The organism is Clostridium sp. AF32-12BH (genome assembly GCF_003477935.1).
Taxonomy (GTDB): Bacteria; Bacillota; Clostridia; order Lachnospirales; family Lachnospiraceae; genus Brotaphodocola.
On sequence record NZ_QUEH01000026.1, the window covers coordinates 15015 to 31599 of the forward strand.

Below are 16585 nucleotides of genomic sequence, written 5' to 3' on the forward strand. Positions count from 1 at the left end.
AAAACGATAGCGCTCCCAGGGAGTGCATTCGAGAAAGAAATAAAAGGAGAAGCAAGATGGCAGAACAAAATACTGGTAAGATCACACAGATCATCGGTGCGGTCATGGATATCAAGTTCTCCCAGGGCAAGATTCCGGAAATCAACGAGGCAATCAAGGTACCGCTTGAGGATGGCGGCACCCTGACCGTCGAGGTTGCACAGGATCTTGGTGACGATACCGTAAGATGTATCGCAATGGGAACCACCGATGGTCTGAGACGTGGTATGGACGCCATTGCAACCGGCGCACCGATTTCTGTACCGGTTGGTGAGAATACGCTGGGCCGTATTTTCAACGTACTGGGCGAGCCGATCGACAATAAAGAAAAGCCACAGGTGGAAGAGTACCTTCCGATCCACAGAAAAGCTCCTACCTTTGAGGAACAGTCCACCCAGACTGAGATCCTTGAGACCGGTATCAAAGTCGTAGACCTGCTCTGCCCTTATCAGAAGGGTGGTAAGATCGGTCTGTTCGGCGGTGCTGGTGTAGGTAAGACCGTCCTGATCCAGGAGCTGATTCGTAACATCGCTACCGAGCACGGCGGATATTCCGTATTCACCGGTGTAGGTGAGCGTACCCGTGAGGGTAATGACCTTTACTACGAGATGACCGAGTCTGGCGTTATCAATAAGACCACCATGGTATTCGGTCAGATGAACGAGCCGCCGGGAGCACGTATGAGAGTCGGCCTGACTGGTCTGACCATGGCAGAGTACTTCCGTGACAAAGGTGGTAAGGATGTCCTGTTGTTCATCGACAACATCTTCCGTTTCACCCAGGCAGGTTCCGAGGTATCTGCACTGCTTGGACGTATGCCGTCCGCAGTAGGTTACCAGCCGACTCTGCAGACCGAGATGGGTGCTCTTCAGGAGCGTATCACCTCTACCAAGAACGGTTCCATCACTTCCGTGCAGGCAGTTTACGTGCCGGCCGATGACTTAACCGACCCGGCTCCGGCAAACACCTTCGCACATCTGGATGCAACCACGGTATTAAGCCGTGCCATCGTAGAGCAGGGTATTTACCCGGCAGTAGATCCGCTGGAGTCCACCTCCCGTATCCTCGACCCGCGTGTCGTTGGTGAGGAGCACTACAAGGTAGCCCGCGGCGTGCAGGAGGTTCTGCAGAAGTACAAAGAGCTGCAGGATATCATCGCCATGTTAGGTATGGATGAGCTTTCCGAGGAAGATAAGCTGACCGTATCCCGTGCACGTAAGATCCAGAGATTCTTATCCCAGCCGTTCTTCGTAGCAGGACAGTTCACCGGTCTGGAAGGCCGTTACGTTCCGTTAAGCGAGACCATTCAGGGCTTCAAGGAGATCCTGGAAGGCAAGCATGACGACATTCCGGAGCAGTATTTCCTGAATGCAGGTAATATCGACGACGTTCTTGCCCGCGTGAAATAGGGGGTACGTCTATGGCTGATGGAATGAAATTAAAGGTTGTCACCCCGACCGGCGGGTTCTACGACGGAGATGTCTCCATGGTAGAGCTGACCACCACCGAGGGTGAGATCGGTATTTACCCGGACCACATTCCGCTGACTGCTGTTGTTGCGCCAGGCGTCCTCAAGATCCATGAGAACGGCGGTGAGAAGGAAGCAGCACTCATGTCCGGATTCATCACCATTCTGCCGGAGCAGGTAACGATCATGGCAGAGGTAGTGGAGTGGCCGGATGAGATCGACTATCACCGTGCAGAAGAGGCACGTTCCCGTGCGGAGCGCCGCCTTTCCTCCGGTCAGGCTGATCTGGATGTAGCGCGTGCGGAAGCAGCGCTCAAGCGCGCGATGGTGCGTTTGAATTTGAGACATTAAGGCAATTGCAATGGACTGAGCAATTGTCACATTAAGAATAAAGCTCTGCAAAGTTTCTGTTGCCGGGCACGCATGCGTGAACCGTAATAGAATTTTGCGGGGCTTTTTCTATGCTTTTATTTATTGCTATTCGCAGTGGAAATACATATAATAACAAGTAGAGAGGAACAAGACGGATATTTGACGGAATATTTGCGCAATGGAGCATAAATTGTTACTGTACAAGGGTAGGAATTTTCTGAACTGAAAATTCCGTACGATACCGTTGTGGTAGCAGATTTTGCCGATTTGGAATGCGAAGCATCGGCAAAATCCGTTGCTGTTTGCGCAACGCGTGAACAGTAACCATAAATTTGGAAAGGAGATGAGAATATGGGCAGATTTGTAAATCCGGACAACAGCGCATTTCAGACGGCGTTAAATTCGAAAATATACATCGATAAGACGGAACTTCTGGAATACATTAACAGCGTGATTGATACCACAGAAAAATATATCTGCAACAGTCGTCCGCGCAGGTTTGGAAAATCAATCACGGCAGATATGCTGACGGCTTATTACAGCAAAGGCTGTGATTCGAAAGAGATGTTTATAAATCTGAATATCGGAAAAGAAGCGGATTTTGGAAAACATCTCAACCAATACGATGTCATTCATATTGACATTCAATGGTTCCTGGCAAACGTTGATGATGTAAACCGGATTGTGGCATATATTACGGAAAGTGTGTTGTCAGAGCTTCGAGCGTATTATCCGCAGATTTTTTCTGAGCAGATTATGACATTGCCGGAAGCGCTGTCAGCCATTTATGCGGCAACAAAAGAGCAGTTTGTGGTGATCATTGATGAGTGGGATGTTTTAATTCGTGATGAGGCGGCAAATCATTCTGTCCAGGAAGCGTATATCAACTTTCTTCGAGGGATGTTTAAAGGAACGGAGCCGACAAGATTTCTGCATCTGGCCTATCTGACGGGAATTCTGCCGATCAAAAAATTAAAGACACAGTCTGCACTCAATAATTTTGAAGAATTTACTATGCTGGACCCCAGTGTATTCGCACCGTATATTGGTTTTACCGAAGACGAAGTAAAAACATTATGTGGACAGTATGGACGTGATTTCGAAGAAGTGAAACGCTGGTATGACGGATATCAGTTGGGCGATTATCAAGTCTATAATCCCAGGGCAGTTGTGAGTATTATGCAGCGGGGAACCTTTCAGAGCTACTGGTCAAAAACCGGAACTTATGAAGCAATTGTCCCACTGATCAACATGGATTTTGACGGTTTGAAATCGGCCTTGATTACGATGCTTTCAGGCAATACCATTCCTGTGAAGACCAAATCCTATCAGAATGATATGGTCAGTTTCAAAAACAAAGATGATGTCATGACAGCCCTGATTCATCTGGGATATCTTGCGTATAATCAGACGGAACAGACTGCATTTATTCCAAATGAAGAGATCCGCAGTGAATTTATTGAAGCTGTAGAAGAAAACGGATGGGATGAGTTCCTGGAGTTTAAGCAGGCATCCGATCAGTTGCTTACTGCAACATTGGACATGGATGAAGATGCGGTTGCAGCTGCAATCGAGAAAGTTCATACGGAATATGCAGCTAATATCTCATACAATGATGAGAATTCCCTAAGCTGTGTTTTGACAATTGCGTATTTAAGTGCCATGAAATATTATTTCAAGCCAGTGCGGGAATTACCGGCGGGGCGTGGCTTTGCGGATTTTGTGTACATTCCGAAGCGCGAGCGGGTTGGACAATATCCAGCGTTGCTTGTGGAACTGAAGTGGGATAAAAATGCAACGACAGCACTTACGCAAATTCATGACAGGCATTATGCAGATGCACTTACAGCTTATACAGGAGAAATTTTGCTGGTGGGAATTAATTATGATAAAAAGAGTAAGGAACATCAGTGTAGGATAGAACGGTTTGAAATGTAACAATAATAAAGACGGAGCACTCACAACTGTTTTTTGTGGATGCTCCATCTTTCACTTTGTCATGCGTAATTTTACTCGTACAAAAATCCCGGCTCATTGTAGATAAGTGCCATGAACTCCACATCTTCGCTGGAGTTGTTTTCCAGGCTGTGGAACTGTCCGACCTCGATGATGCAGCAGTCGCCAGGGCCAACCTTGGTGACAGACTTGTCGTTGTCGATGAAGTCAGCCTGTCCCTTTAAAATGTAATACGGCTCGGTGTCATGGACGTGCTGGTGCCAACCTACGCTTGCGCCCGGAGGAAGTACCACCTTAGCGTACATTCTGCCGTGACCTAAAAATTCTTCTTTGGAAATGATGTGATGCACATATGCGGTACCTTTGCCGCCACCCAGATGTTCAACCGCAACGGTATTTTCTTTGCGAACCATAATTTCAGCCTCCTTAGTCTGTAATATCGTGACTGTTCCATGTTTCCACGGTCACGTGTTATCAAAAGTATATCCCAAATTGAAACAAAATGAAATATAAAATTATGGAAGATTACAATCTCAGCATCCGGTATCCGACTCCGATATGGGTCTGGATCTGCTGGGGAGCGCCCGGAGCGGATTCCAGCTTTTTGCGGAGCGTTGCCATAAAGACCCGGAGAGAGGCTACATCGCTTTTAAAATTGCTCCCCCATATATGCTCGGTGATATAGGTGTGGGTCAGGACCTTTCCCACGTTGCGGGCCATCAGGCACAGAAGCTTGTACTCGGTAGGGGTCAGGGGCAGCGGCTCCTCGTTTAAGCAGGCGCATCCGGCAGAAAAATCAATCTTCAGAGGACCGTTGACAAACACGGAATCCTGGGCGGACATGGTTTCCTGCATGAAGCTTAAGCGGCGCTGGGTCACGCGCAGGCGGGCCAGAAGCTCATCAACGGAAAAGGGCTTGGTCAGGTAATCATCGGCACCATTGTCCAGAGCTTCAATTTTGTCGGTATCCTCGCTGCGGGCGCTGATGACGATAATGGGGGTCATGCTCCAGGTGCGGATCTGCCGGATGATGTCGATGCCGTCAATATCCGGAAGTCCAAGATCCAGCAGAATGATATCCGGATTGTGGGAGGATGCCTCGATCAGCGCGGTTTCTCCGTTTGCAGCGGTCAGAAAGCGGTAATCGTGCAGCTTTAAGGTGGTGGTGATCAGATTGCGGACGGGTGCGTCATCCTCCACAACCAGAATCAGTGGTTTATTCATGAATGGTTACCTCCTCGCAGGGTAGTGTAAAGGAAAAAATACAGCCGGAAGGCGTATTGTCTGTAAGTGTGATCTCGCTGCCATGTGCCCGGATGATGGAGCGGCACAGGCAGAGCCCGAGTCCCAGGCTTCTGCGGCTGTCTGCAATGCGGTTTGCGCCGGTATAACACATATTAAAGACAAAAGGCTTTGCTTCATCCGGAATGCCCGGACCGTCATCCGTGACCCGGATCCGCACCTTTGATGCCAGCCTGTCGGTCAGGATCTGGATCCGGCTGCCTTTTTGCGTATATTTGATGGCATTGTCCACCAGGTTGATGATGACCTGCACAATGAGTCTGGCATCCATGCGGGCAAGCAGAAAATCATCCGTGCTTTCTGCTGTAATGCTATGTTCAACGCTTTGACGGCTGACATGACGGAGCGCTTCGGAAATGACCTCGCTGACCAGTTCGGTTTCCATGCGCAGGTTCATGCGGCCGTCTTCGATGCGGGTGACAGCCAGCAGGTTTTCCACCAGATTGATCAGCCACATGGAATCGTCGTAGATGTCCGCATAGATCTGCAGCCGGGTGGCGTCGTCGATGGCGGAATGGTTGGAGAGCAGGTTGCTGGCATTGCCGGATATGGCAGTCAGCGGGGTGCGCAGGTCATGGGAGATGGTGCGCAGGAGATTGGCCCGGAACCGTTCCTTTTCCATCAGAAGAGCTGCCTGCTCTTTTTCCCGGATATTCTGGCGGTTTTCCATGGCCAGGGCGCCCTCTCCCAGTATGGAAACCAGAACGCTGTATTCAAAGGAATCCATGGGATGCTCTCCGGCTTCCATGCCGGCAACTCCATAGACAGCATCCTGTACCCGGATGGCCAGATAATGGCACAGAGCATCCGGAAAGGTGTCGGTATAGGCACCGGCCCGTTTGTTGTGAGCCAGAACCCACAGGGCAACCTCCCGTTCCCGGGGGCAGGTCAGAAATTCGGATTTTTCTGCGGAAGCAGGATCCGGGGAGAGGATGGGTGTTCCTAATGTCCCATGTTGAACCGGGTAAATGATGATGTGTTTTCCGAGTAATTTTTGGATCTGGGAAATCAGGGTATTCAGGATTGCTTTGTCGGTTTCTGCCTTTTGCAGAAGCTGGTTGGTGTCAAACAGGACCTTGGTGCGGTAGGCCAGCTTGGCGGACTGGCGGGCGTGATCCTTCAGACGGGTGGTCAGGGCACTGCTTAACAGGGCCACGGCAAACATCACAATAAAGGTGACCGGATAATCCTTTCCGTACACATGAAAGGTGAAGCGCGGAGTGGTAAAAAAATAGTTAAAAACAATAACGCTGCAGGTAGAAGCCAGCAGACTGCAGCTCCATCCGGTCGTGGCGATGGAGGCCAGCAGGACTCCGAGGATATAAAGCGTGATGATGTTTGCTTCTGACAGTCCGGCCCGGTAGAAGAAGAGACCGGTCAGTGTCACGGAAATCAGAATGCAAACGGTGCGCAGCAGATCTGTTGCCTGAATATTCCAGACTGCATTCCGGAGATGCCCTCTGGGGTGGTAGCTGCTGTGAGCGGAGGCAGCATCCGGAATAATGTAGATATCCAGATTCGGCGCGATTTCTGTCAGCTTTTCTGTCAGGGACGGCTTGCTCCAGATATGCCGCCGCCGGATATTGCTGCGCCCGAGGACAATTTTTGTAATATTGTTGAGGCGCGAAAATTCCGCGATCTGGTAGGAAACATCGTCCCCATATACCGTTTCGATGGATGCGCCAAGTTGCTCGGCCAGACGCATGTGTTCTTTCAGACGATTCTGATCTTCTTTGGACATGGCAGAATGATCCGGTGTCTGGACATAGAGCGCAGTCAGGGTGCCATGAAAAGCCTCAGACATACGGGCACCCGTCTGCACGATCCTCAGGTTTGATGGCGCAGAAGAAAGACAGACGAGGATATGCTCCCTGGTCTGCCTTTCGGAATGATATGTTTCAGAAAAATTGTTATCCTGTATCATAATGCTGGATCCTTCCATATTCGGGCATGTTTTTTCTGATTTCCATCATAAAACGGATTCTTTTGCAAATCAATCTAAAGAATCATTTTCTTCCGGCATTTTCCGGTCAGGATCCGGCCGCTGCTGTTCCATGCGCAGATTCCCTTTGCGCAGCCGGTCCAGAATCTGGTCAATCCGGCTCATAAGCAGATAGATGAAGGTAAAAAACAGGATGAGAAAGAGAATCAGAATCAGATTTCCCATAAGATCACCTCCGAAATCAGATCCGGAAACATTTCTGCAGATCGTGGTAGCGGCCAAGGACCAGGATGGAGTCTCCTGCGCAAAAACTGGTCTGCGGCGTAACCGAATACTCAATTTTGCCATTATGGCGCACTCCGATGATGTTGATGCCATACTGCTTCCGGATGTCGATCTGCGAGACACTCATGCCGATCCACTGGTCAGGAAGATCGACTTCAAACAGATCATGATCTCCGTCAAGATCAACAAAATCCCGGATGTGGTCAGAGCTGCAGCGAATGGCGGTCCACTTGGCCAGCTGTTTTTCCGGGTAGACGACTTCATCCGCGCCGTTGCGCAGCAGGAACTTGGCATGGACATCTCTGGCAGCCCGGGAGACAACCAGTCTGGCACCTAACTCCTTTAAGAGCGATGTGGTTTCCAGAGAACTTTGAAAGTCAGTTCCGATAGCAACAATGCAGACATCGAAATTGCGTACGCCCAGGGAAGAAAGAAAATCCTCCGAGGTGCTGTCACCAATCTGAGCGCTGGTCAGGAAAGAAAGTGCTTCGTTGACACGCACCTCATTATGATCGACTGCCATCACCTGGTGCCCCAGGGAATGCAGCTCCATGGCAATATGTTTTCCAAAACGGCCGAGGCCAATCAGTAAAATTGATTTCATGATCTTGCTCCTTTACGTGTTATCCCACAGTGATTTTTTCCAATGGATATTTACCAAGCCGGATCCGGTGTCCGGACAATGCGGCGTAGATTAAAGTCAGTCCTCCGACTCTTCCCAGATACATCAGGATGATCAGGATGATCCGGGAGATACTCCCGAGCCCGGGAGTAATGCCGAAGCTGAGTCCGACCGTGCCTACCGCTGAGGCCGTTTCAAACATACATGCCATCATGGGAAGCTCCTCTATGCGGCTGATGAGAAATGCGCCGGTCAGACAGAGACTGAGATACATCATCAGGATGGAGGCAGCATTTGCTACAGTTTCCGTGGCAATCCGGCGCTTAAACAGCTCCGGGGTTTCGTTCCGCCGAAAGACCGATACGGCAGTGGCGGTAAGAACTGCGAGGGTAGTGGTTTTCATGCCTCCTGCTGTAGAACCGGGGCTTCCGCCGATGAGCATCAGAATGATGGTCAGCATCTGGCCGGATGCGCTGAGCTGGCTGAAGTCTGCCGTATTGAAACCGGCTGTTCGCGGAGTAACCGACTGAAACAGGGATAAAAGAAGTCTTGTTCCAAAGCTTCCCTGCCGGAATTCTCCGAAATAGAAATAGAGGGCAGGAAACAGGATCAGGATGGCTGTGGTGGTTAAAATGACCTTGCTCTGCATGCGGTACCGGCTGAAATGAAGCTGATTGCTGCGAATATCTTCCCAGGTCAGAAAGCCGATGCCGCCGATGATGATAAGTGCCATGATGACCAGGTTGACCAGTGGGCTTGCGGCATAAAGCGTGAGGGAAGAAAAGGGAATGCGGATTCCCATCAGATCGATCCCTGCGTTGCAGAAGGCGGAAATGGAATGGAACACGGCCATCCAGAGTCCATGGATGGGGCCAAAGTCTCTGCAAAATACAGGGGCCAGCAGAGCGGCACCGGACAGCTCGATCAGGAGCGTAGCCCGGATGATAAAGCCGGTCAGGCGCACAATGCCGCTCATCTTTGGTGCGGCCACGGCTTCCTGCATGGTACTGCGCTGCATCAGACCGATCTTGCGTCCGGAAACGATGGTGACTGCTGCAGCGACAGTTACGACTCCCATGCCGCCAATCTGGATCAGCACCAGGATCACAGCCTGACCGAAAACGGACCAGTAGGTACCGGTATCGACCACGATCAGGCCTGTCACGCAGACGGAGGTAGTGGAGGTGAATAACGCATTTAAAAACGGAGTAACGCAGTGGGTGGCGGAGGAAACCGGCAGCATTAAAAGAAGTGCGCCGGCCAGAATGACTCCGGCAAATCCCAGGACAATGATCTGAAAAGAATTTAATGGTTTTATGGACAATGTTTTCATGGATACAGCTCCAATCTTCTGTCGGGCAGTGATACCGTTGTTTTTGTTAGTTCCATTATAGAAAAAAAGAGTTAAAGAGGGCACAAAGGTATTTTGCCCGGTATTAAGATGGTACAAAGATTTTGGCTCCTGCTTTTTTTGTATTGTATGGAAAATAGTGAAAATATATAGTAAACTATAGTAAAAACATGCTGTTATTGGACAATATTTGAGGTACACATTTCAGGAGAGATTCATGAAAAAGAATAAGCGATATGACAGTCAATATTTTGTGGCAGCAGGAATCTCCCTGCTGCTTCTGACAGCAGTATTTCAGCTTTCTGCCCGGACACTTCCGGGCTTTGGCACTTGGTATGCCCACCATATTTACCCGTGGATCGTGGAAGGTGTGGGGCGATTGACGGGGCTGCTGCCATTTTCTGTAGCGGAGATGGGGCTGTATGGTCTGCTGTGCCTGCTGTTTCTGGATGTAGTGCGTCTGTCTGCGGTGCTAATCCGACCGGAAACTGCAAAAATTCTGACAGTCATTGGCAGGCGGTGGCTTTTGATCGTCGGTACGCTGCTGTTTTTATACACCGTCAACTGTGGCATCAATTACTATGCCTCCTCTTTTTCTTCTTATGCCGGTTTGGAGGATGGGAAATATAGCATGAGAGAATTGGAGGAGCTTTGCGAGGAACTGGTCCGGCAGGTGAATGAAGCCGCAAAAAACGGGCGTCAGTCCTATCGCGAAAACAAAAAGAACTGGAGGGAAGAAAGTGTACACGCCATGCAGGCAGCGGGCGCGCAGTTTCCGTGCCTGTCCGGTTTTTATCCGAAACCCAAAGAGGTTTTCATTTCCCAGATCCTTTCCGTGCAGCAGCTGTGTGGCGTTTACTCTCCGTTTACGGTGGAAGCGAACTATAACGGGGACATGCCGGATTACAACGTGCCTCATACCCTTTGCCATGAGTTATCTCATCTGAAGGGCTTTATGCGGGAGGATGAGGCGAATTTTATCGGGTATCTGGCCTGTGTTTCATCAGAAAATGAAGCGTTCCGCTATAGCGGTTACCTGACCGGCTGGGTTTATGCGGGAAATGCCCTGGCACGGGCAGACAGGAGGCGTTACATAGAACTGACAAACGAACTTTGTGAGGAAGCACGAACCGATCTGGACGCAAATTCCGAGTTCTGGAACCGGTACGAGAGTAAAGTTTCGGAGGCGGCAACCCGGATGAATGACACTTATCTGAAAATGAACTCCCAGGCCGACGGCGTGAAAAGCTACGGAAGGATGGTGGACCTGATGTTATCCTACCGAAGAATACAGCAGCGATTTCTTAACGAAAACTTGATAAATTTGGATTAAACCAGTGGAAAACGCGAGAAAAATCGGCTATAATAAATTTCAGAATTAATGATCGGAAAATTTGAAAAGTCGCAATTTTTGTCGAATTTCCGACTCTATATTTTGGGAGGGCTATCAATGGATCAGGTATTATATGATTTAATGGACTGGGCTGGAATTGAGGAAATCGTGTATTCCGAGGCGGCAAATCCGGAACGCCTTCTGGGAGCGCATGAGGTGGAAGAGGGACTGCTGATCCAGGTGTTCATGCCGCACGCAGTAGCTGTGGCAGCGAAGGTTGGAAATAAGAGCTATCCTATGGAACTGCAGGACGAGGCCGGATATTATGCGGTGCTCCTGCATGGGAAGAAGATGAGCAAATATCTCCTGGAGATTACTTACGATAACGGGACAACGGAGGAATTGCAGGATCCATACGCATTCCCGTCTCGGTTTACAGACGCAGAACTGAAAAAGTTTGACGCAGGAATCTATTATGATGTATACCGCAAAATGGGTGCGCATCCGATGACCATTGACGGCGTAAACGGTGTTTATTTTGCCGTATGGGCACCGTGTGCCATGCGTGTCAGTGTGGTCGGTGATTTTAATATGTGGGACGGCCGCCGCCATCAGATGAAACGTCTTGGGGATTCGGGGGTCTTTGAACTGTTTATGCCGGGGCTGAAAGCCGGAACACTTTACAAATATGAGATCAAGAACCATCGCGGGGAACCGATGCTGAAATCAGATCCGTACGGAAACTACTCAGAGCTGCGTCCGGACAATGCCTCCATCGTCTGGGACCTGGAGCAGTTCACCTGGAGTGATGAGGTCTGGATGAAGAACCGGGAGCTGGAGGCGGCCAAGGACAAGCCGCTTTCCATCTATGAACTGCATCTGGGCTCCTGGATGCGCCATGAATTAAAACTGGACGAAGACGGGGAGCCGGTAACCGGTTCGGAGTTTTACAACTACCGGGAGATCGCGCCGAAGCTGGCAGAGTATGTGAAAAAGCTGGGCTATACCCATGTGGAACTGATGCCGGTGATGGAGCATCCGTTAGACGAATCCTGGGGCTATCAGGTAACCGGCTACTATGCGCCGACAAGCAGGTATGGCACGCCGGATGATTTTATGTATTTCATGAATTACATGCATGAACAGGGTATCGGCGTGATCCTGGACTGGGTACCGGCTCATTTTCCGCGTGACGCCCACGGTCTGGCATGCTTCGATGGAAGCTGTGTTTACGAGCATCAGGACCCGAGGCAGGGTGCGCATCCGCACTGGGGTACCCTGATCTATAATTACGGACGGCCGCAGGTTACAAACTTCCTGATCGCAAATGCATTGTTCTGGGCAAAGCAGTACCACGCAGACGGTATCCGTATGGATGCAGTGGCGTCCATGCTGTATCTGGATTACGGCAAGAACGATGGCGAGTGGGTGGCCAATATCTACGGCGGCCATGAGAATCTGGAGGCCGTGGATTTTCTGAAGCATTTAAACAGTATCTTCAAAAAGGAGATCAGGGGCGGTCTTCTGATCGCGGAGGAATCTACCGCATGGCCGCAGATCACCGGTTCCGTGAAAGAGAATGGTCTGGGCTTTGACTATAAGTGGAACATGGGCTGGATGAATGATTTTACCGGTTACATGCAGTGCGATCCTTATTTCCGCAACCAGCATTACGGCGAGCTGACTTTCAGCATGCTCTATGCCTACAGTGAGGACTTTGTACTGGTATTCTCCCACGATGAAGTGGTACATGGTAAATCTTCCATGCTCTTAAAGATGCCGGGTGAGACATATGAGGAAAAGGCAGCGAACCTGCGAACCGCATACGGTTTTATGTACGGACACCCGGGCAAGAAACTGTTGTTCATGGGACAGGAATTTGCGCAGATCTCCGAATGGAATGAGAATGAGGAGCTTCCGTGGAATATTCTGGAATACCCGCTGCACAAGAACATGCAGGACTACGTGAAAGCGCTGAACGAATTCTACCGCAGCCATCCGGCTATGTACCAGAAAGACTTTGAACCGGAGGGCTTTGAATGGATCAACTGTACCTCTGCGGCAGACAATATCGTCGTATTTACCAGAAAGACCGATAAGCCGGAGGAAACCTTGCTCTTTGTCTGCAACTTTGCACCGGTTGTCCATGAAAAATATCAGATCGGACTTCCGTTTGCCGGAAGATACAAAGAAATCTTCAACAGCGATGCGAAGAAGTTTGGCGGAAGCGGTGTGGGCAATTCCCGCGTAAAGGCAGCAAAGAAGGAAGCGTTCGATGGACGGGATTACTCCATGCTGGTCGATGTGCCGCCTATGGCGATGATCGTGTTCTCCTGCGAACCGGCAGCACCGAAGAAGCCGGCAGCACCAAAGAAAGCGACAGCGAAAAAGACTGCAGAGACGAAGACAGCAGGAACGAAGACTGCGGAGAAAAAGGCAGCGACTGCCAAGAACGCTGGAAGGAAGAAGTCTGCAGAGCTCGAAAAAACCGTGACAGCCAAAATGACTACGGTGCCAAAACGGACAACAAAGGCAAAGAAAAACGCAGCGTCAAAGAAGCATGTAGAATTACAGCCGGAGACTACGAAAAAGGATGCGGAGACAAATCTGGAAACAGTAGCGAGAAGCGCAGAAGAAGCAGTAAAGGCTGCGAAAGAGACTGCGGCAGCAGCAGTCAAGGATGTGGTGAAAAAGGCACAGGAAACTGCGAGAAAAACAGCGGAGGAAGTGAAGAAAGCAACGGAGAAAACGGTGGTAAAGAAAAATAACTAAGAAGAAAATAATATGTGCGATAAAAGTGACGAGGTGAGAACTTTAAAGTTTACCTTGTCGCTTTTTTTTATTAATGGACAACACGGGATTCTGACGTTTTTATCCTGTGTTACATTTACAATAAAAAATATTTAATAATATTAAATAAATAACAGCGAAATTAGTAAAGTTGACATAAAAACAAGGATCTTACAAAAAAAAATTTAGGCTAACTTTTTATAAAATATCTATTGCATTTTGAGAAAAACATGATAATATGTAAATATATACAAAAAAAATGGTTCAAGTGAAAAAAAATATGCAAAATGACAAATGCGCGCAAAAATTCAAAATTGTATTTTATAAGTACAATCAAACTTTTTGTAAGATTATTTTATAAGGAGGATATTACTAATGGAGTCTATTCTTTGGACATTAAACAAGATGCCGAAAAGCGAAGACAAGTGCCTGCCTGTTATGAGCATTGAGAATATCAAACAGGCGCGTGAGTTCCACAAGAGCTTCCCACAGTATTCCATCACCCCGCTCGCAAAGCTGGACGGTATGGCTGAGGGTCTTGGCCTTGGCGGTCTGTTTGTAAAGGACGAGAGCTATCGCTTTGGCTTAAACGCATTTAAGGTGCTGGGCGGTTCTTTCGCAATGGCACGCTACATCGCAAGTGAGATGGGACGTGATGTGTCCGAGATGACATACGATTATCTGACCAGCGAGAAATTCCGTGAGGAGTTTGGTCAGGCTACCTTCTTTACCGCTACTGACGGAAACCACGGCAGAGGCGTTGCATGGGCAGCAAACAAGCTGGGCCAGAAGGCAGTTGTACATATGCCGAAGGGCAGCACCAAGACCCGTTTTGACAACATTGCAAAAGAGGGCGCTAAGGTAACCATCGAGGAAGTCAACTACGACGACTGTGTACGTATGGCAGCAGCTGAGGCAGAAGCAACCCCGCACGGTGTAGTCGTTCAGGATACCGCATGGGAAGGCTACGAGGAGATCCCGGCATGGATCATGCAGGGCTACGGAAGTATGGCAGGCGAGGCTGCAGAGCAGCTGCGTGAGGTTTCTGTAAACCGTCCGACCCACGTATTCGTTCAGGCAGGTGTCGGAAGCCTTGCAGGTGCAGTGGTTGGTTACTTCACCAACCTGTATCCGGAAAATCCGCCGAAATTCGTTGTTATGGAAGCTGGCGCTGCAGCATGCCTGTACAAGGGTGCAGTTGCAGGAGACGGCGAGCCGCGCATCGTTGGAGGTGACCTTCAGACGATCATGGCCGGTCTTGCATGCGGCGAGCCGAACATCATCGGCTGGGATATCTTAAGAAACCATGTATCCGCATTCGTTTCCTGCCCGGACTGGGTAGCAGCAAAGGGTATGAGAATGCTGGCTGCTCCGGTTAAGGGAGATCCGAAGGTTGTATCCGGTGAGTCCGGAGCTGTTGGTATGGGTGTGATCTCTACCATCATGCAGGACGACGAATACAAAGAGCTGCGCGATGCATTAGAGCTGAACCGCGACAGTAAGGTCTTGATGTTCTCTACCGAGGGAGACACCGATCCGGACAAGTACAAAAAGATCGTATGGGGCGGCGAGTATCCGACTGCTGAGTAATCAGGAATGGGATACAGACAGTTAAGAACCTAATAACAAGAACATATATAATCCAGGAGGGTAAAACAATGGGACTTGATTTTGAAAAAATCAAATCAGCAGCAGAAGGATACCGTGCAGATATGACTGCATTTTTGAGAGCCATGATCTCTCATCCGAGCGAGAGCTGCGAGGAGAAGGAAGTTGTAGCATGCATCAAGGCTGAGATGGAGAAATTAAACTTCGATAAAGTAGAAGTAGACGGTCTTGGCAACGTAATCGGCTGGATTGGCGAAGGCGATAAGATCATCGCAATCGATTCCCACATTGATACCGTAGGTATCGGCAACATCAACAACTGGGAAGCAGATCCGTACGAGGGCTACGAGACTGACGAGATCATCTACGGCCGCGGCGGTTCCGACCAGGAAGGCGGTATGGCAAGTGCTGTTTACGGCGCAAAGATCATGAAGGATTTAAACCTCATTCCGGAGGGCTACAAGATCATGATCGTTGGTTCCGTACAGGAAGAGGACTGCGACGGTATGTGCTGGCAGTACATCTACAACAAGGACAAGATCGTTCCGGAGTTCGTAATCTCTACTGAGCCGACCGATGGCGGTATCTACCGTGGACATCGCGGACGTATGGAGATTCGTGTAGACGTAAAGGGCGTTTCCTGCCATGGTTCTGCACCGGAGCGTGGTTCCAACGCAATCTACAAGATGGCTGACATCATTTCCGATATCCGCGCACTGAACAACAACGGCTGCGACGAAGATACCGATATCAAGGGTCTGGTAAAGATGCTGAGCCCGAAATACAATCCGGAGCACTACGAGGATGCTCAGTTCCTTGGAAGAGGAACCTGCACCGTTTCCCAGATTTTCTATACCTCTCCGAGCCGCTGTGCAGTAGCAGACAGCTGTGCAATCTCTGTTGACCGTCGTATGACTGCAGGTGAGACCTGGGATTCCTGTCTGGAAGAGATCCGTCAGCTGCCGAGCGTAAAGAAATACGGCGATGACGTAGAGGTTTCCATGTACATGTACGACCGTCCGTCATGGACCGGCGAAGTATATGAGACCGAGTGCTACTTCCCGACCTGGATCAACAAAGAGAACGCAGCACATGTACAGGCTCTGTACGATGCTCATGTTGCACTGTTCGGCGACAAGCGTATGGGACCGGATTCCACCAAGGAGCTCCGCAACCGTCCGCTGATCGATAAGTGGACCTTCTCCACCAACGGTGTTGCAATCCAGGGACGTTACGGCATTCCGTGCGTAGGATTTGGCCCGGGTGCTGAGAGCCAGGCTCATGCTCCGAACGAGATCACCTACAAAGATGACCTTGTAAGATGTGCAGCTATGTATGTAGCAGCAGCAAACCTGTACGATGCTTCCAAGAAAACGGATGATATTTCCCAGTTCCGTGCAGGCAAGACCAACAACGATATCAAATAATCTGATATTATTTCAGTAACCGGCAGGTCAGCGCCATGCTGCGTTGACCGCATCAAAATAATAATTTCATATGTGAAAAGAAGGAGATCA

Annotated in this window: 13 protein-coding genes; 7 read left to right on the forward strand and 6 right to left on the reverse strand. The window is 49.6% G+C overall.

All coding sequences use genetic code 11. The features are described from left to right. Positions 1-56: 56 nt before the first annotated feature. From atpD to DWZ40_RS18200, 3 genes are all read left to right on the forward strand, one after another. Positions 57-1448 carry a F0F1 ATP synthase subunit beta gene (gene atpD, locus DWZ40_RS18190; RefSeq protein WP_118544261.1) on the forward strand — a complete coding sequence of 464 codons (1392 nt, stop codon included), beginning with the start codon at positions 57-59 and terminating at the stop codon, positions 1446-1448. An 11-nt stretch (positions 1449-1459) separates the two neighbouring features. Then, entirely contained in the window at positions 1460-1858 is a 399-nt protein-coding gene (gene atpC, locus DWZ40_RS18195; RefSeq protein WP_118544262.1) for an ATP synthase F1 subunit epsilon, read from the forward strand. A gap of 372 nt (positions 1859-2230) precedes the next feature. Next, positions 2231-3817, forward strand: coding sequence for an AAA family ATPase (locus tag DWZ40_RS18200; RefSeq protein ID WP_118544263.1), 1587 nt, complete (start codon positions 2231-2233; stop codon positions 3815-3817). A gap of 71 nt (positions 3818-3888) precedes the next feature. Here DWZ40_RS18200 and DWZ40_RS18205 read toward each other — a convergent pair whose 3' ends face one another. From DWZ40_RS18205 to DWZ40_RS18225, 6 genes are all read right to left on the reverse strand, one after another. Beyond that, positions 3889-4248, reverse strand: a complete 360-nt coding sequence (locus tag DWZ40_RS18205) for a cupin domain-containing protein (protein ID WP_118544264.1) — start codon at positions 4246-4248, stop codon at positions 3889-3891. Positions 4249-4360: 112 nt separating this feature from the next. Next, positions 4361-5059, reverse strand: a complete 699-nt coding sequence (locus DWZ40_RS18210) for a response regulator transcription factor (protein ID WP_118544265.1) — start codon at positions 5057-5059, stop codon at positions 4361-4363. Then, a complete protein-coding gene (locus tag DWZ40_RS18215) occupies positions 5052-6941 on the reverse strand; it encodes a DUF4118 domain-containing protein (RefSeq protein ID WP_182431788.1) in 1890 nt (629 codons plus the stop codon). Before DWZ40_RS18215 ends, DWZ40_RS18210 begins: the two co-directional genes overlap by 8 nt. Positions 6942-7130: 189 nt before the next feature. Beyond that, positions 7131-7304, reverse strand: a complete 174-nt coding sequence (locus DWZ40_RS19695) for a hypothetical protein (RefSeq protein WP_154106736.1) — start codon at positions 7302-7304, stop codon at positions 7131-7133. Between the two features lie 16 nt (positions 7305-7320). Then, positions 7321-7968 (reverse strand): TrkA family potassium uptake protein, encoded by a 648-nt coding sequence (locus tag DWZ40_RS18220; protein WP_118544267.1) that lies wholly within the window; start codon positions 7966-7968, stop codon positions 7321-7323. A 19-nt stretch (positions 7969-7987) separates the two neighbouring features. Beyond that, positions 7988-9319: a potassium transporter TrkG gene (locus DWZ40_RS18225; RefSeq protein WP_118544274.1), complete on the reverse strand. Its 1332-nt coding sequence runs from the start codon at positions 9317-9319 to the stop codon at positions 7988-7990. A 235-nt stretch (positions 9320-9554) separates the two neighbouring features. Here DWZ40_RS18225 and DWZ40_RS18230 point away from each other — a divergent pair, with 235 nt between their 5' ends. The 4 genes from DWZ40_RS18230 to DWZ40_RS18245 all read left to right on the forward strand — a co-directional run bounded on the left by DWZ40_RS18230 (position 9555) and on the right by DWZ40_RS18245 (position 16495). Beyond that, positions 9555-10670 carry a DUF3810 domain-containing protein gene (locus DWZ40_RS18230; RefSeq protein WP_118544268.1) on the forward strand — a complete coding sequence of 372 codons (1116 nt, stop codon included), beginning with the start codon at positions 9555-9557 and terminating at the stop codon, positions 10668-10670. A 117-nt stretch (positions 10671-10787) separates the two neighbouring features. Next, positions 10788-13442 carry a 1,4-alpha-glucan branching protein GlgB gene (glgB, locus tag DWZ40_RS18235; protein ID WP_118544269.1) on the forward strand — a complete coding sequence of 885 codons (2655 nt, stop codon included), beginning with the start codon at positions 10788-10790 and terminating at the stop codon, positions 13440-13442. 393 nt (positions 13443-13835) lie between these two features. Further along, positions 13836-15050: a diaminopropionate ammonia-lyase gene (gene dpaL, locus DWZ40_RS18240; protein WP_118544270.1), complete on the forward strand. Its 1215-nt coding sequence runs from the start codon at positions 13836-13838 to the stop codon at positions 15048-15050. Positions 15051-15118: 68 nt separating this feature from the next. After that, positions 15119-16495 carry a YgeY family selenium metabolism-linked hydrolase gene (locus tag DWZ40_RS18245; RefSeq protein ID WP_118544271.1) on the forward strand — a complete coding sequence of 459 codons (1377 nt, stop codon included), beginning with the start codon at positions 15119-15121 and terminating at the stop codon, positions 16493-16495. The last annotated feature ends 90 nt before the right edge of the window (positions 16496-16585 follow it).

Excerpts from the sequence above, each read along its gene's own strand:
- DWZ40_RS18225 (WP_118544274.1), bottom strand. The coding sequence starts at position 9,319 with ATGAAAACATTGTCCATAAAACCATTAAATTCTTTTCAGATCATTGTC.
- glgB (WP_118544269.1), top strand. The coding sequence starts at position 10,788 with ATGGATCAGGTATTATATGATTTAATGGACTGGGCTGGAATTGAGGAA.
- DWZ40_RS18205 (WP_118544264.1), bottom strand. The coding sequence starts at position 4,248 with ATGGTTCGCAAAGAAAATACCGTTGCGGTTGAACATCTGGGTGGCGGC.
- DWZ40_RS18230 (WP_118544268.1), top strand. The coding sequence starts at position 9,555 with ATGAAAAAGAATAAGCGATATGACAGTCAATATTTTGTGGCAGCAGGA.
- DWZ40_RS18200 (WP_118544263.1), top strand. The coding sequence starts at position 2,231 with ATGGGCAGATTTGTAAATCCGGACAACAGCGCATTTCAGACGGCGTTA.
- DWZ40_RS18215 (WP_182431788.1), bottom strand. The coding sequence starts at position 6,941 with ATGTCTGAGGCTTTTCATGGCACCCTGACTGCGCTCTATGTCCAGACA.
- DWZ40_RS18245 (WP_118544271.1), top strand. The coding sequence starts at position 15,119 with ATGGGACTTGATTTTGAAAAAATCAAATCAGCAGCAGAAGGATACCGT.
- DWZ40_RS19695 (WP_154106736.1), bottom strand. The coding sequence starts at position 7,304 with ATGGGAAATCTGATTCTGATTCTCTTTCTCATCCTGTTTTTTACCTTC.
- dpaL (WP_118544270.1), top strand. The coding sequence starts at position 13,836 with ATGGAGTCTATTCTTTGGACATTAAACAAGATGCCGAAAAGCGAAGAC.
- atpC (WP_118544262.1), top strand. The coding sequence starts at position 1,460 with ATGGCTGATGGAATGAAATTAAAGGTTGTCACCCCGACCGGCGGGTTC.
- DWZ40_RS18220 (WP_118544267.1), bottom strand. The coding sequence starts at position 7,968 with ATGAAATCAATTTTACTGATTGGCCTCGGCCGTTTTGGAAAACATATT.
- atpD (WP_118544261.1), top strand. The coding sequence starts at position 57 with ATGGCAGAACAAAATACTGGTAAGATCACACAGATCATCGGTGCGGTC.
- DWZ40_RS18210 (WP_118544265.1), bottom strand. The coding sequence starts at position 5,059 with ATGAATAAACCACTGATTCTGGTTGTGGAGGATGACGCACCCGTCCGC.